This is a genomic window from Caulobacter sp. AVps16 (assembly GCF_058681455.1).
The window spans coordinates 2,010,202-2,034,795 of the sequence record NZ_CM178739.1; the positions used below are offsets into that span (position 1 = coordinate 2,010,202).

The 24,594-nt window shown below is 61.4% G+C and carries 20 protein-coding genes; 4 read left to right on the forward strand and 16 right to left on the reverse strand.

Features of this window, described 5'->3' with window-relative positions:
- Nucleotides 1-276 precede the first annotated feature (276 nt).
- The 9 genes from ACW17U_RS09695 to ACW17U_RS09735 form a co-directional block, all read right to left on the reverse strand.
- A complete protein-coding gene (locus ACW17U_RS09695) occupies nt 277-1,029 on the reverse strand; it encodes a LytR/AlgR family response regulator transcription factor (RefSeq protein WP_492052187.1) in 753 nt (250 codons plus the stop codon).
- A complete protein-coding gene (locus tag ACW17U_RS09700) occupies nt 1,026-2,102 on the reverse strand; it encodes a sensor histidine kinase (RefSeq protein WP_492052188.1) in 1,077 nt (358 codons plus the stop codon). The genes ACW17U_RS09695 and ACW17U_RS09700 overlap by 4 nt, the downstream gene beginning before the upstream one ends.
- A 49-nt stretch (nt 2,103-2,151) precedes the next feature.
- Nucleotides 2,152-4,179, reverse strand: coding sequence for a M13 family metallopeptidase (locus ACW17U_RS09705; RefSeq protein WP_492052189.1), 2,028 nt, complete (start codon nt 4,177-4,179; stop codon nt 2,152-2,154).
- A 759-nt stretch (nt 4,180-4,938) separates the two neighbouring features.
- A complete protein-coding gene (locus ACW17U_RS09710) occupies nt 4,939-6,159 on the reverse strand; it encodes an MFS transporter (RefSeq protein ID WP_492052191.1) in 1,221 nt (406 codons plus the stop codon).
- An 11-nt stretch (nt 6,160-6,170) separates the two neighbouring features.
- Nucleotides 6,171-8,180, reverse strand: coding sequence for an alpha-glucosidase (locus ACW17U_RS09715; RefSeq protein ID WP_492052192.1), 2,010 nt, complete (start codon nt 8,178-8,180; stop codon nt 6,171-6,173).
- A gap of 112 nt (nt 8,181-8,292) precedes the next feature.
- Nucleotides 8,293-10,629: a TonB-dependent receptor gene (locus ACW17U_RS09720; RefSeq protein ID WP_492052193.1), complete on the reverse strand. Its 2,337-nt coding sequence runs from the start codon at nt 10,627-10,629 to the stop codon at nt 8,293-8,295.
- 117 nt (nt 10,630-10,746) lie between these two features.
- Entirely contained in the window at nt 10,747-11,316 is a 570-nt protein-coding gene (locus tag ACW17U_RS09725) for an NADPH-dependent FMN reductase (protein ID WP_236849543.1), read from the reverse strand.
- 37 nt (nt 11,317-11,353) lie between these two features.
- A complete protein-coding gene (locus ACW17U_RS09730) occupies nt 11,354-12,433 on the reverse strand; it encodes an LLM class flavin-dependent oxidoreductase (protein ID WP_492052194.1) in 1,080 nt (359 codons plus the stop codon).
- Nucleotides 12,430-13,260, reverse strand: coding sequence for an aldo/keto reductase (locus tag ACW17U_RS09735; RefSeq protein WP_492052196.1), 831 nt, complete (start codon nt 13,258-13,260; stop codon nt 12,430-12,432). Before ACW17U_RS09735 ends, ACW17U_RS09730 begins: the two co-directional genes overlap by 4 nt.
- Nucleotides 13,261-13,733: 473 nt before the next feature.
- Here ACW17U_RS09735 and ACW17U_RS09740 point away from each other — a divergent pair, with 473 nt between their 5' ends.
- Nucleotides 13,734-14,717, forward strand: a complete 984-nt coding sequence (locus tag ACW17U_RS09740) for a YeiH family protein (protein ID WP_062151367.1) — start codon at nt 13,734-13,736, stop codon at nt 14,715-14,717.
- A 40-nt stretch (nt 14,718-14,757) separates the two neighbouring features.
- Here the strand turns inward: ACW17U_RS09740 and ACW17U_RS09745 are convergent, their stop codons facing one another.
- Both ACW17U_RS09745 and ACW17U_RS09750 read right to left on the reverse strand, forming a co-directional pair.
- Complete coding sequence (locus ACW17U_RS09745; RefSeq protein WP_062145769.1) at nt 14,758-15,759, reverse strand: LacI family DNA-binding transcriptional regulator; 1,002 nt, start codon at nt 15,757-15,759, stop codon at nt 14,758-14,760.
- Between the two features lie 191 nt (nt 15,760-15,950).
- Complete coding sequence (locus tag ACW17U_RS09750) at nt 15,951-16,649, reverse strand: GntR family transcriptional regulator (RefSeq protein WP_492052197.1); 699 nt, start codon at nt 16,647-16,649, stop codon at nt 15,951-15,953.
- A 158-nt stretch (nt 16,650-16,807) separates the two neighbouring features.
- Between ACW17U_RS09750 and ACW17U_RS09755 the strand changes: the two genes are divergently transcribed.
- On the forward strand, nt 16,808-17,176 hold the full coding sequence (locus ACW17U_RS09755) for a hypothetical protein (RefSeq protein WP_492052198.1): 369 nt from the start codon (nt 16,808-16,810) through the stop codon (nt 17,174-17,176).
- A gap of 236 nt (nt 17,177-17,412) precedes the next feature.
- On the opposite strand, the gene ACW17U_RS09760 is transcribed toward ACW17U_RS09755, so the two are convergent.
- The 5 genes from ACW17U_RS09760 to ACW17U_RS09780 all read right to left on the reverse strand — a co-directional run bounded on the left by ACW17U_RS09760 (nt 17,413) and on the right by ACW17U_RS09780 (nt 23,601).
- Nucleotides 17,413-18,699, reverse strand: coding sequence for a DUF5690 family protein (locus ACW17U_RS09760; protein ID WP_492052199.1), 1,287 nt, complete (start codon nt 18,697-18,699; stop codon nt 17,413-17,415).
- On the reverse strand, nt 18,696-19,523 hold the full coding sequence (gene phnX / locus ACW17U_RS09765) for a phosphonoacetaldehyde hydrolase (RefSeq protein ID WP_492052200.1): 828 nt from the start codon (nt 19,521-19,523) through the stop codon (nt 18,696-18,698). The genes ACW17U_RS09760 and phnX overlap by 4 nt, the downstream gene beginning before the upstream one ends.
- The gene (locus ACW17U_RS09770; RefSeq protein ID WP_492052201.1) at nt 19,520-20,653 is read right to left on the reverse strand and encodes a TIGR03364 family FAD-dependent oxidoreductase; all 1,134 of its coding nucleotides are present in this window, start codon (nt 20,651-20,653) and stop codon (nt 19,520-19,522) included. The genes phnX and ACW17U_RS09770 overlap by 4 nt, the downstream gene beginning before the upstream one ends.
- A 359-nt stretch (nt 20,654-21,012) precedes the next feature.
- Complete coding sequence (locus ACW17U_RS09775) at nt 21,013-21,213, reverse strand: hypothetical protein (RefSeq protein WP_166504168.1); 201 nt, start codon at nt 21,211-21,213, stop codon at nt 21,013-21,015.
- Between the two features lie 159 nt (nt 21,214-21,372).
- On the reverse strand, nt 21,373-23,601 hold the full coding sequence (locus ACW17U_RS09780; RefSeq protein ID WP_492052202.1) for a fused MFS/spermidine synthase: 2,229 nt from the start codon (nt 23,599-23,601) through the stop codon (nt 21,373-21,375).
- Between the two features lie 249 nt (nt 23,602-23,850).
- Here ACW17U_RS09780 and ACW17U_RS09785 point away from each other — a divergent pair, with 249 nt between their 5' ends.
- Complete coding sequence (locus ACW17U_RS09785; protein ID WP_062145755.1) at nt 23,851-24,048, forward strand: hypothetical protein; 198 nt, start codon at nt 23,851-23,853, stop codon at nt 24,046-24,048.
- 47 nt (nt 24,049-24,095) lie between these two features.
- Nucleotides 24,096-24,566, forward strand: coding sequence for an A24 family peptidase (locus ACW17U_RS09790; RefSeq protein WP_492052204.1), 471 nt, complete (start codon nt 24,096-24,098; stop codon nt 24,564-24,566).
- Nucleotides 24,567-24,594 lie beyond the last annotated feature (28 nt).

The following is a 24,594-nucleotide window of genomic DNA, read 5'->3' on the forward strand; positions in this document are numbered from 1 at the left end:
GTTGAGCGCTGGCGGGTGCCTTGTCAGCGCCTCAACTGGGGCTCTGTTGGCCTCCTCAGGAACACCGACGACAACGGAGTCTTCCAAAGGTCGGCCATCAGCCATTCAGTCGGCATAAGACGGATCTGGTTTGCGTTGAGGCCCCCTGGCTTTGTTCAGCCAGAGCTGTCGACAGACCTGCCAGCCCGCCATCGATGGGGCCTATCCCAGACCGATGATGAGCGACGTCACTGAAACTGGTCGCAGTTGATGGCGTGATTGACAGGGGATGCCTATTCAGAAACTCAGCCAATCCTTGAGCCTGCCTGCATTGCGGCGCGAAACTTCCAGCCGCTTGCCGTCGAACATGGTGACCTCAAAGCCCTCGCTAATCGATTCCTCGATGCTGCGGATGGCCTGCAGATTTACCAGGTACTGACGACTGGCTCGAAAGAAAACGGTTCTCGGCAGCCGCTCTTCGATCTGGTTCATCGATTTTTTGACGTAGGCATTTCTGACTGCGCCACCAGCGTCATCTGTAAAAAATGCCCGGACATAGTTTTTACAGCTCTCAATGTAGAAAATTGAGCTCAAAGCGACCAGGTAGCAATGGTCGCCATCCTTGATGAAGATCTTGCTGCTGATGTCCAGCGTCGGCTTGACGTCGACCCCACCAGCCTCTGTCTCGGACTCACCGGACAGCTTGGCCAGGGCCTGTGCAAGCCGCAGCGGACTGATTGGCTTGAGCAAATAGTCGACCGTATTGAAATCGAAGGAGCGGATCGCGTGTTCAGAGTAGGCTGTGGTGAAGACGATGCGAGGCGTATAGTCGAGCCGCTCGAGCAGAGCGAAACCGTCTTCTCCAGGCATATGAATGTCGAGAAAGAGCAGATCGGGGCGCAGTTGCTCGATCAGCGCCAGGGCAATTTCTGCGTTTTCGGCCTGACCCAGCACGTCAACTTGGTCGCTAAAAGCGGCCAACATACGCATCAAACCCTCGCGAGCGAGGCGCGAATCCTCAATCACCAGCGCCCGTAACCTTGGCTTCACGAAGCAAACTCCTTGGGCATATTCAGCTCTACGTGAAAGCACCCTGCAGTCTGTTGAGTTCTGATTGTCGCGCGATCGCCGTACAAAAGGCGCAGGCGGTGCTCAATATTCGGAAGGCCCAAGCCGAGGCCCGGCTTTATGTTGGCCGGTGCGCGCGGAATGGCATTGACGACCGTGAACGTCAGGCTGTCGCCGCGATCCTCACCCTCAAGGCTAATCATCCCTCCCTGGGGCAAATGGTCGAGACCATGCTTGATCGCGTTCTCCAGCAGGAGTTGCAGAACCATTGGCGGCAGAAGACAGCTGCTCATTGAGGCCGGCACACTAAGTCTGAAGTCCAGCCTGTCCTCCATTTGCGTCCGCATGATGGAGATAAAGGCCTCGATGACCGCTAATTCCTGGGTCAGCTTGACCTTGCCCTGCTGGCTGCTTTCGAGCGAGTAGCGCAGCAGTTCGGACAGGGCCACGATCATGGCGTCGGCGCGACTGCCATCTTCGTGGATCATGAAGCGGATGTTGTTCAATGTGTTGAACAGGAAATGGGGGTTGAGCTGGTTTGACAGACTGCTCAGCTGCGCGGCTTTCAGGCTCATCTGCAGACGCAGGTTTTTCAGCTCGCCCTCACGGGCACGCTGCGCGGCTGCGGCGCTGACATAGACGAAGGCCCAGGCACCGATGAAGAGTTGTGCCTGTAGACCGTTGCCGAGGATGTTGCGGGCCAGAAAGTCCAGGCTGTTGAATTCAGCCCGGCTGGCGCTGATCTGCTGCCAGAAGAAGGGCATTACCATGGCCGCCACTGCGGCCATCACGGCAAACCCGCTGAGGCTGCTATAGCCGATGACGACGGGAACCAATCGCCCCATCGGCAGATCGGCCCAGCGGCGGTGGAGGTACAGCCAGCGAAAGCCCAGCACTGCAATCGTGTAGGCAGGCATCCAGGCCAGGGTGGAGGCCAGGTTGTTCGCATCGAGGCGGCCAAACAGCAGGATACTGAGCAGTGTGACCATGACGACAAACGTCATGGCCGCACCGTGATAGATCCAGAACAGCCCTTCGCGGGGGAAAAACTTCATCTTGGGAGCAGAGTTGTGACCGCACTGGGATGCAAGCGGATTATGGGGCTCACCACAGGCGCACGCGCTCAACGATAGGTTTGAACATCTTGTCCCCGGCATGGGTGCCGAAGGCTTCATGAAAGCCGTCGATGTTTTGCGCTGCACCGTTGGCCCGGAATTCCGGCGGTGAATGGGGGTCCGAGACCAACAGTTGCAGGGTGCGTTCATCGCGGCGTTTGACGCGCCAGCTTTGTGCGAAGCTCAGAAAGAAGCGCTGCTCCCCAGTGTAGCCATCGACGACCGGAGCCGGCTTGCCGTGCAGGCTGGTTTGGTAGGCCTTGAAGGCAATCTGCAGGCCGACCAGATCGGCCATGTTCTCAGGCAGGGTCAGTTGGCCATTCACGGTCTTGCCCGGCAGCGCTTCAAACCCGTTGAACTGCTTCGCAAGCTTGGTGCCGAGCGCTGCAAAGGTCTGGCGGTCGGTCTCACTCCACCACTGCCTCATCACCCCGTCGCCGTCGAACTGGGACCCCATATTGTCGAAGCCATGGCTGATCTCGTGACCGATGGTGGCGCCGATTGCGCCGTAATTGACCGCGTCATCGGCCTGCATGTCGAACAGAGGCGCTTGCAGAATGCCGGCCGTCAGAACGATCTCGTTGCCCATGGGGTCATAGAAGGCATTCACCTCCAGCGGCGACATGGCCCAGGCCTTGCGATCCATGGGCTTACCGGCCGCAGCCGCCTTGATCGCCCAATCGAACCGCTTGGCGCGTTGCTGGTTGCCGAAGGCGTCGCCGGCGCGCACGTCCAGTGCGGCATAGTCACGCCAGCTGTCAGGGTGACCGATCTTGGCCTTGTACTTGGAAAGCTTGTCCAGGGCGGCCGCCTTGGTGGACGCTTCCATCCAACTGTTGTCCGCCATCAGCTGCTGATAGGCGGCCAACACATTGTTGAAAATGGCCCCGACCTTCTGTTTGTGCGCGGCCGGAAAGTGACGCGCCACATATTGCTGGGCCAGGGCCTCATTGAGTGCCCAGGTGACCTGTTCGAGCGCGCGCTCGGCCCGCGGTGCCTCGACCTGCGCCCCGGTGATGGCCTTGCCATGGAACTCGAAGTGGGCGGCGCGAAACTCGGCCGGCAAGACCTGTGCGGCCGCATCCAGGCTGCGAAGGGTGAAATAGGCCTTCCAGTCGGACAATGGCAGATCGGCAAAGAGCTTGGCGGTCGCGATGGCGGTGTTCAGTTGCGTCACGGTGACCTTGTCGCCGCGGGAGATCTTGGCAGCAGCCAGAAAAGCCTCCCAGTCGAAGCCGGGGGCTTTGGCCATCAGCTCTTCGGCGGTCAGGGGATTGTACATCCTGGCCGGATCCCGGGCTTCGCTCACGGGGGTGTGCGCTTGAGCCAGACGTGTTTCCAGGTCCAGGACGCGTTGCGCCATCTCAGCGGGTTGGGCTTGGCCGGAGAGCTGGGCCAACCGCGTGAGATAGGTGAGGTAAGCGGCACGAGCCTTGCCAAATTGAGCATCATCCAGCTTGAAATAGTAGTCGCGGTCCGGCAGCCCCAGGCCGCCTTGCCAGGCCATTACGCGGTTCAGGCCGGGATCCATGAAGTCGGCAAAGCCGCCCCAGAGCCAGATTGGCGTTTCAACCTGCCCTTGGGCACCCCCGACCCAGGTCGCGAGTTGCTGCGAAGTCTCGATAGCGGCGATGTCAGCCAACAAGGGCTTGATGGGCGCGAGGCCGGCCTTCTCGATCGCGACGGCGTCCAGATAGGCGGCGTAATAGTCGCCGATTTTCTGTCCGCTGGAACCGCTCGCCTGTGGCTTGACCGCCAAGTCGCGAACGATGGCGCGGATCCGTTGATCGACGACCGCAGGCATATTGGTGCCGAGTAGCTCGGCCCTGTCGGCGGGGATGGTGGCGGTCCGCATCCAGGTGCCGCTGCTGTGGCGATAGAGATCATCTTGGGCCCGAACAGTTTTGTCGAACCCCGGCAGGTCCAAACCGGACCGGGCCTGGGCGGCCTGGGTGGACTGGGCGAAGCCACAAACCGGCAGAACCAGGACAAGGCAGCTCAGTTTGATGAGGGACATGGGTTTCATGGGGCGCCTTCGTGCCGAATGGGATGAGCGTCGTTCCTGCTGGGAACGGAGCGCCGCCAATGTCTCAACACGCGATCGGCTTTAGGCAAAAAGGTGCCGAACGGCGATTGGCGGGGATGAACGGTGCTTAGCCGCAACGACCGTTTTCATCGTGGCGACAGGCAGGCCAAAGCCATGGTCGGTGCCTCTGGCCCAAGTGCGCCGCAAATGAGACCATCTTCAGTCGCTATCCGGGCCTGATCAGCCGCCTGTTGCCCCGGATTGCGATACAGCGACGGGTTGGGCCGAGCGTCCCGACCTGGAGAGGAAACGCCGGTCTGGCGACCTTGGTTTTAGACGCCGGCATGATGGCGCCGACCCCAAGCGCGGACATCAAACATCGGGCACCGTCTCGCAGCAGCGTCGAATGCGACTTCACTGACGAGCCGAGACTCCCACCCTGCCCTATCTCGCGCTTTCCATCAGCATCACAGCTTCTACGGCGCGCCTCTATCGCACCCTTCTGGAGGCACGAGACTCCGGTTGGGCCACCGGCTGGAAGCTCCGATCAAGCTGCCAGAACTCGGCCTGGTCGCCGGCAGCAAGTGTGGCGCAACGGGCCCGCCAGGCGGCCCCGAGCGCCGTCGCCTCAGGAACCTCCGGGCGGACCACGGGAGCCTCAAGCAGGTTGGCCAGAGGCTACGGCATCCAGTCCGAGGCACTCATGCCACCATCCAAGCGCATGAGAACCTTCGCCGGCTTCGCTTCGGGCTAGAGATTGGCCAGTCGCAGGACCGGCAGCCACAGGTGGATCCAGAGCAGGGCCAGCAAATAGGCGCAGGCCGCCATCAGGAAGAGGGGCATGTAGCCTACGCCATTGGTCAACAGAATGCCGGCCAGCTGGAGGACCCCCATACCGGCCAGATTGCCACTCAGGGCCCCAAGACTGGTAATGGTCCCGACGCGCTTGGCCGGAATGACGTCGGTGATGATGCCGAACACGTTGACCGAGAATCCCTGGTGCGCCGCCAGGGTCAGGCCCAGCAGGCCGACCGCGAGCCAGTAGCTCTTGACGAAAAGCACCAGCGGCACCGGCACGACCAGCAGGGCGCAGACCAGCATGACGGTCTTGCGAGCCCGGTTGACGGACCATCCCGACGCAATGAGTTGGCCAACGACCGCCCCGCCGATCAGCGAGCCGGAAGCCGCCATCAGATAGATGATGGCCAGGGGGACGGCGAACTCCTTGATGGACAGGCCAAACACCCGGTGGAGGAGGTCCGGCGTCCAGAACAGCAGGAACCACCAGACCTGGTCGAAGAGCGCCTTGGCCCCCATGATCGCCCAAGTCGCACGGTCCCTGAAGACTTCGCTCCACTTGACCTTGGCCGGTGCCACAGCCTTGTCAGGCTCGGGTGCATTGAGCGCTGCGGCGTTCCAGGCCCCGCTCAGGAACCAGACAGCGACCCAGACAAGCCCCAGTCCGCCGACAATCGTAAAAGTATGCCGCCAGCCGACGGCCGCCGCCAGGAACGGAACAAACAGCGGGGTGACCACGGCACCCAGATTCCCCGCCGCATTGAGGATGCCGATGGCAAGCGACCGTGACTTGGCTTCGAAAGCTGTTGCGATGGTCTTGATGCCGACAGGCGTACCCAGCGCTTCAGTCGCGCCGAGCGCCACCCGTGCCAGGGTGAACTGACCAACCGTGTGGGCAAAGGCATGAGCCATGGCCGCCAGGCTCCAGGACCCGACCGCGAAGGGATTGGCGAACTTCAGTCCGACCCGGTCGATGAACCAGCCCGCGAACATGTAGGCGACCGCCGCCGACAGCTGGAACATGGCCGCCAGGTGACCGTAGTCGGCGTCCGTCCAGTGCAGTTCCTCCTGCAGCATCGGCTTCAGGATCGCGATGATCTGGCGGTCAGCATAGTTGAGGATGCTCGCCACGATCAGCATGAAGAGCAGGAACCTGCGGTCGATCTTGAACATCGTCGGGAGCCTCAGAGCGTACGCAGGGATTGGAAAAGGGAGTCGTGGTCGCCGCCGGGACGATAGAACACCGGCGGTTGGCCGAAGGGGGCGCTGATCTCGATGTCCTGGCCGCCGGCGAAAGAATCCCCTGACCAGACATGGGTCCAGTCGGTGCCGGAAGGCAGATACACGGTGCGCGAACTGACGCCCGCCTCAAGAACCGGGGCGACCAGAAGGTCGCGACCGAACAGATACTGGGTCTGCTCGGCATAGGTTCGGGCGTCGTCCTCGTGATGCAGGAAGAGCGGCCGCTGCAAGGGCAGTCCAGCCCCCGAAGCTTCGGTGGCGAGGAAGCGGATGTAGGGGGCCAGGTGCCGGTAGATCCGTGTCATCCGCGCAAAGTGGGCCAGAACTTCAGGGTCCTGATCCAGCTGAAGGTTCTGGTCCGGCCGGTTGCCCTCATGTGAGCGCATCACGGCCGTGAAGGCTGCCATTTCGCTCCAGCGCATCAGGAGCTCGGCCGTGCGGACATTGCCGAACAGGCTTGTGTATCCGCCGATGTCGCTGTGGTGGTACGCGTTGCCCAGGAGCCCGGATGACAGGGCCGCACAGACGACGGTTCCGATGCCGTCATGGCGGGTAAAGTCCACGGACTGATCCCCCGCCCAGAGCAGTGGGCAGTAGCGCTGAACCCCGGTGTAGCCGGCCCGCATGAAGAACAGGGCCTCGCCGGTCTTGCCGCGGCTTGCGACCGCATCCGCATTGACCTTGGCCCAGATGGTCGGCCAGGCATTGTGCATCAGCATGCCATCGACGCCGTTAGCCAGGCGCACATCGGTGGGCAGGTACTCGCCAAAGTCCGCCATCCATCCGGACAGGCCGAAGTCCAGCATTTCACCGCCGATTATGGTGTCGGCGAACCAGTGGGCGGCATCTTGATTGGTGAAATCGACGACGCCGCAATCGAACTCGCCGAAATCGACGAGATAGGTCGCATCGCTGTCCTGTCGCTTGGCCAGATAGCCGGCCTGTTCCGCGACCGGAAACAGCGACCCGTCCACGCAGAGATAGGGATTGACGTAACCCAGGAACCGGATGCCCTGCCCGGCAAGCTCGGTGATCTTCTGGTCCAGGCCGGGATAGCGCTCGGCATTCCACTTCCAGTCCCAGAACAGGCGCTTGCCGAACGAAGTGATCCTCAGTCCGACCCAGTCCTCACACCAGAGGCCCGAAATGGCGGCTCCGGAGGCGACAAAGGCCTGAAGGCGATCAAAGCTTTCCGAGCCTTGCTTGAGCCCGACAATAGCTCCGTTCAGAACCCAGTCCGGCAACGGCGGCTGGCGACCGAACCGGTCCGAAAGGACTCCAACCAGATCGATGAATGTATCGCACGCAAAGAGCTCGATGGCGTCCGGAACGGCCCAGACCTCGATCTCGTGGAAGTCGGCATGCCTGAAATCAAAGGCTGAATAGGCCGTGGTCTCAACATGCAGCGCATAACGCCGGGAGGAAAGGAAGGTCGGCTGCGGATAGTTGGTGTGAAAATAGTCGCCGCCGGCACCGGCCTGGTCCGCCATCCAGGTTAGTTGGGTCGACTTGTCACGCCCGACACCCGGTTCGGAGGTCCACAAAGGGAAATGCCGGCCGCGCATGTCGAAATAGGACATCTGCTCGCCGCCACCCCAGACGTGTTCGTCCTTCGTGGCAGCAACCCTTAGCCAAAGCCGGTTGATCGAGTCGGATGCGGCCTGAAACGTCAGGTGGCCTTCCTCGCGAACGGCCATCAACAGTTCAGTCGGGCCACCTTCCGATACGGCGAACCGGACCTGAACATCGCCATCGTCCTGGGACAGAGTCGCCGAACGAAGCGGGATCCGTTCACTGACATAGTCGGAGATCGCGAAGTTGCCGCGTTGCATCTGAACGTCTGCTTCACCCCGGCCGATGAACAGGCATGGGTGTGCAGAGGAATGACGAAGCACCGTGCGGCCAGCGGCCTGGATCTCGAAACCGTCCGCGAGGGCGATGACCTTGAGCACGTCTGAACTCCGGACGAAGTCTCGCTGCGGCGGGCGGAGCGATGGGCGTTTCAGTCAAAAAACCGGGCCCGGCGGGGAGAAGGAAATGCCGGGCCCGAGTCGCAGGCAGGATCTAGAAGAGGTTGTAACGGAGCGTCGCGCCGAAATAGCGCTCGCCGTCCCGGGGCGTGATCTGCCGCAGGAAAGACGCCCCGTTGGGGATGCGGTTGATGACGAAGTTCTCGTCCGTCAGGTTCTTGGCGATGAGGGCCAGCCGGACGCGGTTGTTCTTGCCCACAAAGGCCACGCTGGCATCAGCCGTGGCGTAACCTTTCTGGACGGCGTTCGGGTTCTGATTGATGTCAAAGCCCATCTTGCTCTGGTACTGAGCCCCGACATTGAAATCGAGATCGAACGCCTGGCCTTCGAGCGGCATGAAGTAGCTGCCGTTCACCGAGAGCTTGTGCTTAGACGAATAGGGCAACGGCTTGCCGTTGATCGCCAATGCGGCGCAGGTGCCCGTGGCCGGGCATTTGAACTTGTCGATCTTGGCGTCGATATAGGCATAGCCGCCGTTGATCCGCAGGTTCCGCACCGGCTCCAGGGTGAAGTCAGCTTCGAAGCCCTGGGTCTTGACAGTCCCGGCATTGGTCAGGCGGGTAATGACCGTCGTGCCGATCATGTCCTGGTTGTTGGCCTGGAAGTTGTCATAGGTCGTATCGAAGGCCGAGACGTTCAGGATCAGGCGACCGTCCAGCAGGCGCGACTTCAGGCCCACCTCGTAGGCATCCGACGTTTCCGGCGCGATGCCGAAGTTGTCGTTGGCCTGCATGTTGAAGAACACGTTCATCGCCGGGCCCTTGTAGCCCCGGGTGTAGCTGCCGTAGGCCATCATGGTCGGGACGACGTCGTACTGAACGCCAACCTTTCCGGACCAGCCGTCTGCCTTGGTACCGCCGGTGGCGGCAAACGTCGGGTTGACGCCGCTCAGGGCAGCGGCACCGGACGTGCGAAGACGACGATGAACGAAATCGATCTCGTCCTGGGTCCAGCGGGCACCGAAAATGCCGCGCAGGGTGGGCGAGAAGTTCAGTGTGCCCTGACCAAACGCCGCATAGTTCGTCAAAGTCGTCGCGAATTCACCGATACCTGCATTGGACTCGTAGACCGAAGCAGACTTGCTGCAGGGAATGGCAGCACCCAGTGCCCCAAGGGTGACGGGCGCGAGCGTCGAACTCAGGCACTTGTCGACCGTGCGGTTGAAGTAGTTGCTCTCCCAGGTGTGGTAGTAATAGAGCCCGGCGACGTACTCGAGGAACTGTCCGGTCGGCGATGCGAGCCGCAGTTCCTGGGTGAACTGGTCGAAGTTCAGTCGGCCATAGTCATGCGAGCGGATATCGCCAGCCAGGGCCCCGGTCGCGACATAGCTCGGAGAGTCCGACCGGAAGTCGCCATCACGCGTCTGCTGGTTCTTCCAATTGCGATAGGCGGTGATCGAGGTGACGGTATAGTCGCCAATCGACCAATTCACCTGGGTCGAGAAGCCGCTATTGATGTCCTTGGTCAGCGGCGACTGGTCGTTGTCGATGTCCTTGTTGCCGGCACCCGGCTTCAGCGGCTTGAGCGACGGCGAGAACACAGCGTCATTGAAGGCGCTCGGGAAAACGGTCCCGATGCTATCGGCATAGCCATTGTCGACGTTGTGCGAATAGTCGGCAATGAAGTCGATCGTCACGTCCTCGGTGGGTTCCCAGCGCAGGCGCCCGCGCAAGCCGTTGTGCTCATAGCCGTTGATGTCGTCGCCGTTGAAGACGTTCTTGCCGTTGCCATCATAGTGACTGAAGAACGCCGCCAGTGAGCCCGCAACCGTCTCGCTGAGCGGGCCGGAGATCGCACCGCGCACGCGATACTCATTGCCTTCATAGTAGGACGCGTCGACATAGCCGCCCATTTCTTGCTTGGGCGCGCGCGTGATCAGGCTGATCACGCCGGCGGAGGCGTTTTTGCCGAACAGGGTGCCCTGAGGGCCGCGCAGGATTTCAACGCGCTCAAGATCGAGGAAATCCGCCGTGGCCTGGCCGCTGCGTGCATAGACCACGCCGTCAACGACGGTCGACACCGACGGCTCGACGCCGGATGCGAAGGAAATCGTTCCCACGCCGCGAACGGTCAGCGCAGAATCCTTGTTGGAATTGCCCTTCCGGAAGCTCAGAGATGGGGCCATCTGGATCAGCTGCTCAGCCGAATTCACATTGGCCCGCTCCATCGCATCGCCAGTCACGACACTGATGGAGATCGGCACCTTCTGGAGGCTTTCCGAACGCTTCTGCGCCGTGACGATGACCTCGGCGATGGCCGGAGCATCCTCATTGGTCTGGGCAAGTGCCGGCGTCGCCAGGACCCCTGCCAGAACCAGGGTTGAAAGCGCCGTGCCGACCAGCATGCGCGAACGTTGGGTTTGAATTTTCATCTCTCTAGTCCCTCCCACTGCTTAATTCCTACCTCTTGGGTAGGTGTTTTCACCTCTTGATGAGGCGTTGGTCTCTCTAGAAAAACTGGGCGGCGTTTAAGGACCGTCCCAGCAGTGTCATGCCGACTTCCGGGGCGTTAGGAGAAAGTCCGCAACCTGATCGCCGACCAGGCTCAACTGCCCGCTTGCGGCGGTATCTTCACAGGAGCCGTCTTCGCGGAACCTCGAGATCGAACTGTTGATGGCGGCGGCCATCGGGGTTGGCCAACCCCGGAGGGCGTGAACAACCGAACGCAAGGCCGAAAGAGTGCCACCGGTCGCCTGCCATCCATAGGCCGTTACGACCAGCCCGACCGGCATGCCGCTGAGATAGACCCGGCTGTCCTTGGCCGTTTCCTCAAGCAGGTCCAGGGCATTCTTGACCATGCCCGAAACGCATCCGTGATAGCCGGGTGAAGCGATCAGAAGGCCGTCAGCGCGGCGGACCGCATCGACAAGCTCGCGCTCCTCGGGCGTGCGCTGGGCCTTGGGCACAAAGATCGGCAGCCGTCCGAGAAACTCCCCCCCAAGGATCAGGGTGTCCACGCCGCGAGCCGCGACTGCCGCCATCGCGATGGACAGGGCACGCTCGGTTGAAGAGGGACCACCCGCCGTCCCACCAATGCCAACGACGAAGGGCCGATTCACCGCCTGATCTTGTTGGGAGGCAAACATCTGCTCCGCCCTAGCCCAGGGGCCCGTGGTCGATGTGCGGCAGGACATGGCGGGCGAAGAGGTCAGCCTCAGCGGCATGCGGATAGCCGGAGAGGATGAAGGCCTCGATCCCCATGTCGCGGTAATCGTTGAGCTTCGCCAGGACCTGATCGGGGTCACCCACGATCGCCGCGCCGCAACCCGACCGGGCCCGCCCCACGCCGGTCCACAGGTTGGCCTCGGCATAGCCATCATCCTTGGCGCCTTCGCGCAGGGCGGCCTGAGCCTGAACCCCTACAGAGGTCGAATCCAGCGACTTTGCCCGAATGGCAGCCCCGGTCGTCTCATCCAGCTTGCTGAGAAGTCGATCGGCGGCAGTACGGGCTTCAGCTTCACTGTCGCGCACGACAACATGTGCGCGATAGCCGAAGCGGAGGGTCCGGCCATGGCGGGCGGCACGCTCGGTCATGTCGGCAATGATTTCGGCGACCACTTCCTTCTTGTCCGGCCACATCAGGAAGACGTCACAGCCCTTGGCAGCCGCCTCCCGGGCGTCTTCCGACAGGCCGCCGAAGTAGAGCGAAGGAGCCTTGCCCGACACCGTCGTCACCCGGGGCGGATCCAGCTTCAGGTTCCAGAACTCACCCTGATGGTCCAGCGCCTCGCCGTTCAGCATGGTCTTGAGGATGCTCATGGCCTCGACGGTCCGAGCATAGCGCGGACCCGAAGCCAGCTTTTCCCCCGGCATGTCCGAGGAAATGATGTTGATGGCCAGCCGTCCGCCCAACATGCGGTCAATCGTGGCAATCTGGCGCGCGAGTTGCGGCGGCCACATCTCACCGATCCGTACGGCCATAAGCAGCCGCATACGGCGAAGCATAGGCGCAATGCCCGCAGCAAAAGCCGTCGTATCGATGCCAAGCTCATAGCCTGACGGCAGCAGAATATTGTCGAAGCCTCCAGACTCGGCCTGCAGGACGATGTCGCGGCAATGCTCCCAGCTCGACTTCAGCTTCGGATCCGGCACACCCAGAAACTCGTAGTCGTCATCGCAGAGCGCGGAAAACCAGCTGATTTCGCAAGGGGGACGCGAAGAAGGTGAAGAGGTCATGGCAAGGGGGCTCCCATGGAGGCAACCAGGACGCGGTACCAGTCTGATCGGGTCCAGCGCGGCTTGTAGGCGTCGGGGATTTCGGCAATTCGGGCCGGGGTCTGGGTGCCGACGATGGGTATGGGCCGGGCTGGATGGGCCATGATCCAGCTGTAGGCCGCTGCCGACCTGGAGACGTCGTAGGTCTCGGCGATCTCGTCGAGGACGGCGCAGACCGCATGTCCGCGATCGTCCGACGGGGCCGCGAGGCGTCCGCCGCCAAGCGGGGACCAGGCGAGTACCGTCAGATTGCGGGTCAGGGCCTGGTCCAGAACACCATCGGTGAGCGGCGCGACGGCCAGGGGGGAGAACTCCGGCTGGCAGGACACCACCGGAAGCGAAAGATGGGCCGCAAGGGCTTCGACTTGGGCGGGCGTATAGTTCGACACCCCGACCGCTCCGATCTTGCCCGCCGCATGGGCCGCCTCAAGGGCACGCGCAACTTCAGCCGGATGGGTCAGAATATCGGGCCGGTGGATCTGCCACAGCGCCACCTGCTCGACACCCAGCCGGGACAGGGAGGCATCAATGGCGGAAGCGATGTAGGCCGCGCTCGAGTCATAGGGCGTGCCGATGACAATCCCGCCCTTGGTGGCAATAACCATCCGGCTAGCCAAACTTGGCGTCTCGGCGAGCACGCGGCCCAGCAGGGCCTCGGACGCCCCGAAGCCTTCGCCATTGTCCGGCCCATAGATATCGGCCGTGTCAAAGAGGGTTACACCCGCTTCGAGGGCCGCCAGAACCAGCGACCTTGCGGCACCGACATCATTCCCGCGGAAACGCCACATCCCCCAGGCGAGAGACGAAACTTCAGGCCCGCCATCATGGAGCGGCCGCGATTGGGGAGGAGAGCTGAGGTATGTCATCGTTGTCATACTACCGAGGCAAAGTACCTTGGCAACGCTGCAGCGCACCAAAATTTCAGCGCCACCCACAAAACCAAAGATCCTTCATTAAAACATGTTCAATTTTTTAAGCATAATTTTTTCAGAAACAAAATAATGTTTCAAATAATTTCGAATTCCTGATAGCAAAATAGAATGGAAAAAATTTTCTTGGCGTATTTTGAAGCGTAAATTCATTTGAATACATTTTTCGAATAGACCAGTCCGGCTAAAACTGAAAAATCCGAGGCCACCCTCGGACGAAAGCTGGAGCGTGAAGTTGCCCCATGTCCGCAATATGATAACGGTGTCAGACACACAGGCGGCAGAAGCCCGGGGCGTTGAACGATCGTTTTCGGTTTGGGGCGAAGGAAAACATGCAAAAGGGCAGCATTTACGTCCCAGGACTCGTGGTTGCGATCCTCGCTACCCTGGCTGCGACCTATGTCTCCGATCACTACGGTGCCCCCCTCACCCTGATGTGCCTCCTGTTTGGACTATCGATGAGCTTTCTGGCTGACGACAAGCGGCTGGAACCAGGCCTCACCATTGCTTCCCGGACCCTGCTGCGCTGGGGAATCGTTCTGGTCGCCACCAGGATTACCTTCAGCCAGATCCTTCAACTGGGGCCCGCAGCCCTGCTGGCGGTGATCGCGATCGTTGCCATCACGCTCGGCAGCGGCGTGTTTCTCGCCCGCCGCCTCGGTTTTACTGCCGCCTTTGGAGCCCTGTGTGGTGGCGCAGTCGCGATCTGCGGGGCATCCGCGGCCATGGCCTTTTCCAGCCTCCTGGGGGAGCGGCGCACGTCGCAGGCACAACTGACCCTGGTCCTGGTCGGTATATCGGCCATGAGCGCGCTGGCGATGACGGTCTATCCAATCCTGGCGCGCCACCTGCACCTGAGCGATGTGCAAGCGGGCTTTCTGCTAGGCGCGTCGATCCACGATGTCGCCCAGGCCCTCGGGGCCGGCTATTCCTTCTCGCAAGCGGCAGGAGAAAATGCAGCGATCGTCAAACTAACGCGAGTGGCGCTCCTGGCTCCCGCCATGATGGTCGTTGCGATTTTCCTGCCGAAGGATCCGGATGCGAAGGTGACCAGCCCAATCCTGCCCTGGTTCGTGATCGGGTTCTTTGGACTGGCCGCCGTGAACTCCTTCGGCCTTATTCCCCCGGTTCTGGCCGAGGGGTCCAGCAAGACGGCGGGGGCCCTGCTCGCCTGCGCGGTCACGGCGACGGGTATCCGCTCCAACATGAAGTCCCTGACACAGAACGGCCTGAAGCCGCTGCTGGTGATCGTCATCACCACGCTCATTGCTCTGGGGCTGAGCATCCTGGCGGCGAAATTCCTGATACCGGGCTAGAGTCTCCGGGCCCCCTCAGGCCCACAGAGCCCACCGCCTTTCAGGCGCTCGGTGCCGCCGTCGAGGCCCGCACTACCAGCTGATGCGCGATGCGGCGATGGACAGCCCCCTCAACCCCTTCGAACAGAAGCGCAGCCGCTGCATAGGCCATCTCCCGGGTCGGCTGCCTTACCGTGGTGAGAGGCGGCCAGATCTGACCGGCCAGGGCGATATCGTCAAAACCGGCGACCGAGAGTTGCTCAGGCAGCGCCAAACCCCGCCGGTGGGCGACGGCCAGGACACCGGCGGCCATGTCGTCATTGCTGGCGAATATGGCAGTTGGAGCATTGGGCAGATCCAGTAACACCTCCGCCGCCGCCTCCCCTGAAGCGAAATCAAAGTAACCCTGACGGACATATCTGGGCTCATAGGCAAGGCCCGCCCGGTCCAGGGCACGGCGATAGCCGAACAGGCGAAGGTCGCTGGCCGCATGATTGGTGTGGCCGATGATGAAACCGATGCGCTTGTGCCCCAGCTCGATCAGGTGGCTCGTCATATCGTCGGCGGCCTGGACGTCGTCCATCGACACCGACGAACTGCGGCCGTGATCCGTCCCGGGCGAGATGCGGACATAGGGCATGCCTCGGCGGTCAAGCTCGTCGAGTGCGGCCTCAGAATCTGTGACCGGCGCTGAGAGGATGACGCCATCGACCTGGGTCTGGTCGATCAGGCCGCCGACCTCAAGGGCGAGGTCGGGTGAGTCTGGGTCACTCGGCTGGGCCAGTAGCCGGACGCCCTCCTCGACACAGCGCGCCCAGATGCCGGTCTGGATCTGATGGATGTAGTGGGGGCTCTGGCTACCGTAGATCAGGGCGATCTGATGACTCCGCTTGCCTGCCAGCATGCGGGCCGCCGCGCTGGGCTGAAAGTTGAGCTGGGCCATCGCGCCCTCGACCCGCTGCCGAAGGTCTTCGGAAACGTATTTTTCCCGGTTGAGAACCCGCGACACGGTTTTGGTCGAGACGCCGGCAAGGGCAGACACATCCTTGATCGTCGCGCGCATCCGGCAGGCTCATCCTCGACTCTGAGCCGAGACCCTATGCCATATCGCTGTCCTGCGCGCATCGCTAAGGTGAAAGACCCTTGCAGGTAACGGATACATCGCCAACGGGCAGGAAGAGGCGCTCAGTTCATTGAGGCCCCTGTAGGCCTTGGAACACTGTTACAGCGACGGACGCTGGCCCTTGATTGCAATCAGCGGATTGGGATGGAGGATGGCCCAGACATGATCCGAGCCAATGCAATGTCACGGGCGTGCTCGACATGGGCGGCCGCTGCGCGTTCGGCCGCGACAGGATCAGACGCTTCAAGCGCTGCGATAAGCGCCTCATGGCCCTGATCCGCCGCAGCTCGATCCTTTTCGCCCGCTCCGGGCCCGAACAATCCCAGATGAACCAGACGCTCGCCTTCGTCGGCCAGCGTTTCAAGCAAGGCGTATAGCCGCGCGTTTCCCGTCGCCGCAGCAATGGCGCGATGGAAGTCTCGATTGGCGGCGACAAAGGCAAGCCTTTCAATGTCACTGTGCGCGCGTTGCGGAGCTCTGTTGAGCCTTCGCAGTTCGGCGACATTGACGCGCCCTGCGGCTAGGGCTGCTGCCTTGGGCTCGGCAATCAGCCGGACCTCGAACAATTCTCGGATCGACTGCACCGTCACGGGGGCGACGGTGTAGCCATGTCGAGCTACCGCCAACACAAGCCGCAGCTCGGCTAGCCTTGTGAGGGCAGACCTAGAGGCGGCCTTGGCCAGCCCAAACCGCACCGACAACGCCGCCTCTGAGAAAGTGCTACCCGGAGCCAATCGACAAGCGATGATTTCAGCCTTCAGCATCGCAAAGGCCGCATCACTCTGACGCGTCGAATCCTCCATCCGACCGGGCATCATTGGGTCATTCACGGCCGCACTCCTCCTGCAGGATGCTCCAACGTCATAACATTTTATTGACATGTCAGTGAGGGCACAACATGCTTTGTCATCCTTGGGGGCAAAAGGGCAGGTCCCTGCAACTTGCCTCTATTGGCGGCTGCGGCCTTGGCTGAGGAGAGTTTACCGCAATGACGGCTTCCGCCTGCTGGGTCGTGCTCGGCCTCGTTCATCTGCTGCCGGCGCTGGCTTTATTGCGACCGTCGATGATCAGCAGCCTTTATGGGGTCGAAGCCGGAAGCGGAGCAGCCCTGTTGCTGCAACATCGCGCCGCTCTGTTCCTGGTTGTTCTGATCATCTGTATCTGGGCAGCGCTGCGTCCAGAGGTGCGACAACTGGCCAGTGTGGCGGTGGCGGTCAGCATGATCTCCTTTCTTTGGCTCTATGCCGCAGCCGGGCAACCGCCGTCGCTGAGGCAGATTGCCATCGTCGATCTTGTAGCCCTGCCATTTCTAGTGGCTGCTGGATGGTTCGCGTTCCGACCACTGGTGGGTTCCTAAGGGGCGTTAGGGGTCACCCTCGCGGCACCTGCCGCCGGCCCACTGCTCGACCAGCACCCGGACTGCCAGCGATCGCCCCATCCGGGAGTCGCAAGGGCGGCAGCTGGACCAAGCCCCCCCCGGAGGAAGCGCCGGCCTGCTAACCCTGGCCTCCCGTCGGAGTAGAAAGCCCCCTCCCCCAACACTCGACAGGCACGATGAGCTTGTGCTGCGACTGCGCTCTGGCTGAAGCCGGCCTAGCCCTGCGGCTTGCGAAGCATCATGGCCGCCGCAACCGCTATGCCGACAACGCCGGCGACACTGGTCAGATAGGCCAAGGCTGTGAGGAACTGGATCCAGTCCAGGTCCAGGTTGCCGAACGCCTTGACCAGGAGCAAGGCCACGCTGCCGACATAGCCACTGGAGTCGGCCACGTAGATCAGAAACCCGGCGGTCCCCACCGTGCCTGTTGCGGCAATCATGCGGTCAAACAACATGCCGTTAAACGGGGTGTAGGCCATGTATAGACCCGCGCCACTAGCGACCATCCACCAGACCGGTCCAAGCAAGCCCGCCTGATGCAAGCCTGTCGAGAGCCCCAGCAAAACCAGGCCTGCGCCGATAAAGGCAAAGTTGAAGACTACCGCCCGGCGGTTGTCCCGGACCCGGATCAAAGCCGCTAGGCCGACCAGAACAACGACCGCGATGGGGATCTCCGAAAGGCTGAACATGGCCGCGCCATTCTTGAACCCAAGCTCGGCCCAGATCTCGGCGGCAAAATTGTCCCGGAAATCGCGCACCGCCGTCAGCAGAACATAGACCGCTACGAGTACGGCCAGAACCGGGCCATGCGCCGCAAGCAGGGCAGCCCTGTCCCGGGCCGACATCGGCGCGCGCCGCACGCGCTGAGCCTCATCCTCAGCGTCGGGGGCCGGCATTTGGGCAAGGCCCGCAACGGCGACCAATAACAGGGGGGCAAACAGCAGCCCCGTCAGGGCCGGCATCCAGCGCTCATCCACGCCTGTCAAAAGCAGGGCCTTGCCCACTGATTTCACGACGCCCGAGGCCAAGATGAAGCTGGCGCACAGCATGGCGCTCAGCACTTCCGAAAGCCTGCGCCCCTCGAGAAAACCAAAGACCAAGCCCCAGATCATTCCAAGACCAAGGCCGTTGGCAAACAGGGCCAGGGGCGCGAAGGCCGGCGGCACCAGACCAAAACCGATCAAGGCCAGTTCGGCACCGCCGACGAGGAACAGGATTGTGCCGGCCCGCCGGCCTGAAGGCGTTTCAGAGACAACCTTGACGCCGATGATCTTGGACAGGGCGTAGCCGGCCACCTGAGCGATCACCAGAGCGATCTTGAAATCAATCTCAAAGGGCCAGCCGACAATGCTGCCATAGTCCGCTGCGGCGAACGGCTTGCGATAGGCATACATGGAGAAGTAGGCCGCAAAGGCAGCGGTCCCGCCGTAGGCCGCAAAAGCCCAGGGCGGTGCGTTCGCCAGCCAGCGGCTGATGAAACTGCCTTGCGATTTTTCGCTCATGGATGTGTGCGCTCGGTAGGGTTCTCGCCCCGGACAATCCGAGCTTCGATATCTTTGAGTATGGGGCCAAGGTCTGCAACACTCTCGACCACATAATGGGCACCGGCATCGCTCAAGGCCTGAGCCGCGGCCGCGATCCGCCGGCCGCGCTCGGAAGCCGGCAGAGCCGCCAGGGCGTCTTGATCCAGGCCGACCCCGTTGCCTGACGCCGAAAGACCAACGGTCCAGGCCCCGACCTCAAGGCCCTCGCCGATCCCGACAACAGCGTCATCCACCTTGACGCAGGCGCGAGCCGGCCAGGCACCGAGGTCCACCAGGGCCTTCCACATCATCAAGGGGGACGGTCTCCCCTGCAGGGTCTCGCCGGCGCAGACCAAGACGTCAGGCGCATATCCCTGCGCCGCAGCCAGGGGGAGAATATCGGCCATCATGGGACGGGTGTAGCCCGTGGTCGATCCGATCAAGACCCCGGCCGCACGCAGATCGGCAACAATTCGGGCTGCACCCGGAATCAGCTGCGCGCAGTCGCGGGCTGCCGCCTGCATCCTTGGCTCAACGGCATCATGCAACCGGGAGACATCGCCCTCATCCGGGGTCCTGCCATACCGCTCAACCCATTGCTTGACGACGGCGGGGGTGGCCAGAAGCGCCCGCAGATGGTCACGCTTGGCCTTGCCCATGTCGGCCCGCGCCTCGACTTCAGCAAGGTCGATCTCCGCTTCGGCGAACACCCCGCGCAGCGCTAGGACCGGCGCACAGCAGCCATAGTCAATCATGGTGCCGGCCCAATCGAAAATGACGGCCTGGATTGGGCTGCGGGTCACGCTGCGACTCCGGGGGAGAGATCAAAGAGGCCTGCAACGACCTCTTCGGCCAGTCCGAACGCCGTCGAGGCCCCCGTTCCGCTCGTCACGGTCACAAGGCGCACTTGGGGCATGGGGGCTGCAACCAGGCTATGGCCCGCGGCTGAGGCATAGGTACCCGTCCAGCGCTCCAGGACGGGTGGAGGTGCCTGGCCAAACACCTTGGCAAACTCCTCCAGGATCAGCGCGTCGACATCCTCACGCCCGAACGGGTCTGGCGTCGGTGCGTAGTGATGACTGTCGCCAACGACAAGCGAGCCATCGGCACCCTGCACCACGATCAGATGAATGCCATGCTGCAGATGAGCCGGCTGCTCGACCTGCAAGCGCGCCCGAAGGGCTGCCGACTCCGGGAGTTCGGCGTAGCCAAGATAGCGCACAAGGCCCAGGTCGGACATCACGGCCGACGGCAGCCGCCAGCCCGGATCAGCCAGGCGCATCATCTGCAGCTTGCATCGCGTGACCTCGGCCTTGGCAAAATGATCGGGAAACAGGGTAACCAGGTCGTCGCCAGGGCAAACCACCACACTATCGGCGCGCAAAGCTCCGGCCGAGGTTTCCACCCGACCAGTTTCGACGGCCAATACAGCGACGCTGCGCAGGAAGCTCACCCCATAGGCGGCCTGCAACCAGGCACTCAGGCGCGGGACGGCGCTACGCGAGTCAACCCGAAGATCGACGGAACTGGTCAGGGCCCCGAGCACCTCACCCTGCCCCGGCAGACGGTTAGCCAACTGGCCAGCCTCATGCCAGGTGCAGCCTTCCGCCATCTCGGTCTCGAGAAAGGCCTGTAAAAGGGTTCGGGCTTCAGGTCGGCGAGCGACCAGGGTCAGGCCGCGTTGCACGATTTCGATACCTGCGGGACCCGCGATCTCGTTCCAAACCGCAGCGGATCGGCGGGCCCGCCGCCAGACCTCGCCCCGGGCCTGGCCCGTAACGGTGACAAAGCCAAAATTGCGGACCGAAGCGCCATTGGCCTGGGCGTCACGGTCGACGACTACGACCCGCTTACCAAGGCGGGCAGCGACCAGAGCGTGGGCCAGGCCAACAATGCCCGCCCCCACCACGACCAGATCGAAGTGCTGTTCCAAATTCGTCGTCCCTCACCGCCGAGGCAGCTCAAGACTCTAGATGACAATATGCCGTGACGACGGCCAAGGAGAATGTAGTCGCCTTAGCGACCTAGTTTATGGCCGCAATTCTTCTACAGGGCGCAGAACCAAATATTCGTGAGGCCACGGCCGGCTTTCTGTAGAGCGGAGTCACAACCCGGCAGAAGCGACACCGTCACTGAGCCTATGAAACAGCAGAATCCGAACTTACCAATGCCGCGCGCCATCACAGGACAAATGGGTTGCAAGGCGCAGGACGCCACCGGTCCCCTTAGTAACGATCGTTCCCATACGTCGCCCAGGAAAGCTCGCTGACGTTTTCGCCGGAGCGTTGCGGATCAGTAGTTCGCAGTCGACATACGATCAACGGCAACCATGGAAGCCTCGAAGATCGCATTACCTATCAGCCAGGTCGCACCAGACAATACGCCACCCATAGTCGCATATTCGACGCTGCTCAAACCACGCTCATCTTGAGCCAATGCCTTGAGCCCCGAGAATGTCGACATCAGAGCAGCAACAAATGATCTGACCTGCACGTCGCCTCCTCCCGGTACGTTTACTTTCAACGTAGCGGGAGGATGGCCAGTCTAGATTAAATAGGCTGGAATTAACGTGGTTGAATGATCATAACGCTTTGCAGTTACTGGCAAATTAATCTTGAATACGGAGTTAATGCGAAGCCGTTAGCGCCCAATCTAATGGACTGACAGATTTCTGATCAGTGCACCCGGCAGGTTCATGTAGTCATCAGTCCAGGCGCGCGCCTTATAGGGTTCTTGGCTGAGCCATTGAGGCTGCTTGGCAAAATGCTCGAGTGCGCCCTTCGACTTGGACCCGATCACCAGCATGGTGGGTGGCTCGTGCATGCCCTCATCAGCCCCGGGACTCGACTGGATCAAACCAAATCCACCCGCCGCCCTTAGCCCCGCCATGGCGGGGCCGCCAAGTTCGAGATGACGATTGCTGATATGCATCACCAGCACACCGTCCGGCTTGAGCTTGGACAGATACATGCGGATGGCTTCAGTCGTCATTAGGTGGGCTGGAATGGAGTCAGACGTGAACGCATCGACCATAAGCAGGTCAAACTGGCCATTGTCCCTTCCGGCGAGCGTCAACCGGGCATCCCCCAAAACCACATCAACCTTGCCTTTGGCGCAAGTGCTTGTGTAGCTGAAGATTTCCGGATCCATCGCCAAGTCGACGACCATCGGATTGATCTCGAAATAGGTCAAACGATCGCCAGGCTTTGTAAATGCCGCGATGGTTCCCGTTCCCAGGCCGATAACTGCAGCATGCATTGTTTTTGGCTGCTGGAACTCATAGCGCAGAACCTGGCCGATCGGCGTACGATTAGAGTAATAGTACAGGGGCGTACAGAGATTTTCAGGTGACGTGGCCTGGATGCCGTGAATAGTGGTTCCATAAGTCATGAGTTTGGTTTCTCCAAACTCGTCATCTTCATCAAGGCTTACGGAAATAACGCCATAGAAGTTGCGAACACTGGCACCATCATCACGACGATCGCCAACATATTCTGCGCACACCGCCAAGAGCCCGATCAGCAGCACATACATAAGCACACGATGCTGGACGAACACTGCAAATGCAGCCGCAACCAGCAGCACCATCAGGCGCGCCGTGTCCAGGGCATCGGTTTCATAGCCCCAGATCAAAAGGGCAGCTGGCGCCATCAATGCCATCACGACGCCCGTCGCCAGGATTACCCAGTCCTTCTGATCAAGGCGTCCCAAATTTGGTCGGGCGAGACACGCCAGCACCATCATGGCCTGGTACTCGTAGGTGTTGTCCAGCAGCACCGGGGCAAGGAAGGCATTGATGCTGCCACCAAGAACCCCGCCCAGCGACAAGCAGAAATAGAAGGCCGTCAGGTGCTCCGCACTTGGCCTGAGGTCAACGAGTCGCTGATGGCAGATCAGAGCGGTCAGGAAGAATGCCGCCAGATGGAGAAACAGCTGGCCGAAGATCGGCACACCCAGGAAGGGCGCAAGGACGATGCAAACAACGGTGATGACCGCTTGGACCGCCAGGATAACGTTTCGCGGTGCGATCGGGCGGTCACTGAAAGCAATGATGAAGGTCAGGAGGTAGAGAGCCAGCGGCAAGACCCAAAGGAAGGGAGCCGAAGCGATATCGGTCGTGATGTGGGTCGTTACCCCAAGCATCAGGCTGGACGGTGCCGCGGCCAGAGCAACCCAGGCCAGCACCCGTTTCCACCCGATGGCCTCTCGCTTCCCGATTTCGGAAGGCACCGCCTTTTCGGCCGCACCAATGCGGAACATGCTGGCTGCCAAGGCTGCCATCAGCAGCGCAAAGAGGCCATAGCCAAAGCTCCACGACCAGCTCTGGGCCCCCACCGTCGCGAGCGGCTCAAAAATGATAGGATAGGCCAGAAGTGATGCCAGGCTGCCAAGGTTGCTGGCCGCATAGAGCTTGTAGGGCTCAGCGCCGAGCTGCTGGCTAAACGCCCGGGCATGCCAAGCCTGAACCAGCGGGGCGGTCGCCGACAGAACGGCAAACGGCGCGCCGACGGAAAGGCTGAGGACGCCCAGGAGCCAGAGAACCGGTTGCGACGGTGTAGGCGGACCGAAAGGCTGGTGAATAGCCAGGGGCAGCGCCAGCGCAGCCACGATCAGCAACGCTATGTGTATTGAGGCCTGAAGCTTCAGCGACCTAAGGCGCTGCAGAAGGTGGGCGTAGCCATAGCCGACCAGCAGCACCGCCTGAAAGAACACCATGCTGGTGTTCCAGATCGATGGACCGCCCCCCAACAGGGGCAGAACCATCTTGGCGATCATCGGCTGAACACTGAAGACCAGCACCGCCGAACAAAAAACGGTAGCAGTAAAAATGGCCTGAGACGGATTTGTGAACTTAGCAAATAAAGAAGTCGGACGGCTCACAATATCCCCCTCGCCTAAAACTTCGATTTTCCCCAAGTGAGTGGACTGACGAACCTAATTGATCGCAATCGGCCTCAAGCGGACCCACCTCCCCTAGGTGGCATTTACGCCTTAGCACGACATAAACAGATCGCTTCTGATCCCGAGCGCTCAATTTGAGCGGTCGACAGTTTGACGACGCAGGCCCCCATGGTTCAGGAATTAATTTGTGAGCAACCATGCTCAGGTGTCCTACGGGGAGCGGGCGACATGCTGCGTGAATTTTTCAATCAAGTTTCGGCGCTGATTCAAGACGAAGCCGGTCTGACCTCGACCGAATATTCGACCATGGGTGGCGCAATGGCTGGCGGCGTGTTCACGATGTCGGACGCCCTGACGCAAGCCTCGGGTACGGCTTTCGACAACGTCGTCAACGCCGTGTCCGGCGATGATGAAACGGCTGTCTAATTGATTGCTGGCGGCGCCCACTCGTTAAGCGTGGGCGCCACACCTTCATGTTACCAGTCAATGACGTACTAAATGCCGCCCTGCTAGCCCTGCTGGCGGGGTGTATTTTTTCCGACGTATCGCGGCGTATCATCCCAAACATTCTTTGCCTGGCTGTGGCTGTGCTGGGCGTGATCTGGGTCCTCTACGATAATCCGCAAGGCTTGCTCTATGCGCTGATCGGCGGCGTTCTGTTCCTCTACGGGGGCTTGGCGCTCCATAAGAAGGGCATATTGGGCGGGGGGGATATCAAGCTGGCTGCCGCCTTGGTGGTATGGCTTTCCCCCATCGAGATTGGCCGATTTGTTCTGACGACGATGATAGCGGGGGGCTTAGTCGGCGTATTCTATCTGGCGATGGGTTTTGTCCGCAGGTTGCGTGACAAGTCTGCGCCCGCTGCCAGTTCCGTCCCTTACGCGCTCGCACTCGTTGGGGGCTTTTTGTTCTTGCGGCCAGATCACGTGCTTGATTTTTTCTAGCGCGAAGGCTGGCGACTAAAAGGGGGGC

Coding starts and splice junctions, on each gene's coding strand:
- ACW17U_RS09700 (WP_492052188.1), bottom strand. CDS start 2,102: ATGAAGTTTTTCCCCCGCGAAGGGCTGTTCTGGATCTATCACGGTGCG.
- ACW17U_RS09705 (WP_492052189.1), bottom strand. CDS start 4,179: ATGTCCCTCATCAAACTGAGCTGCCTTGTCCTGGTTCTGCCGGTTTGT.
- ACW17U_RS09710 (WP_492052191.1), bottom strand. CDS start 6,159: ATGTTCAAGATCGACCGCAGGTTCCTGCTCTTCATGCTGATCGTGGCG.
- ACW17U_RS09720 (WP_492052193.1), bottom strand. CDS start 10,629: ATGAAAATTCAAACCCAACGTTCGCGCATGCTGGTCGGCACGGCGCTT.
- ACW17U_RS09730 (WP_492052194.1), bottom strand. CDS start 12,433: ATGACCTCTTCACCTTCTTCGCGTCCCCCTTGCGAAATCAGCTGGTTT.
- ACW17U_RS09735 (WP_492052196.1), bottom strand. CDS start 13,260: ATGTGGCGTTTCCGCGGGAATGATGTCGGTGCCGCAAGGTCGCTGGTT.
- ACW17U_RS09740 (WP_062151367.1), top strand. CDS start 13,734: ATGCAAAAGGGCAGCATTTACGTCCCAGGACTCGTGGTTGCGATCCTC.
- ACW17U_RS09745 (WP_062145769.1), bottom strand. CDS start 15,759: ATGCGCGCGACGATCAAGGATGTGTCTGCCCTTGCCGGCGTCTCGACC.
- ACW17U_RS09755 (WP_492052198.1), top strand. CDS start 16,808: ATGACGGCTTCCGCCTGCTGGGTCGTGCTCGGCCTCGTTCATCTGCTG.
- ACW17U_RS09760 (WP_492052199.1), bottom strand. CDS start 18,699: ATGAGCGAAAAATCGCAAGGCAGTTTCATCAGCCGCTGGCTGGCGAAC.
- ACW17U_RS09785 (WP_062145755.1), top strand. CDS start 23,851: ATGCTGCGTGAATTTTTCAATCAAGTTTCGGCGCTGATTCAAGACGAA.
- ACW17U_RS09790 (WP_492052204.1), top strand. CDS start 24,096: ATGTTACCAGTCAATGACGTACTAAATGCCGCCCTGCTAGCCCTGCTG.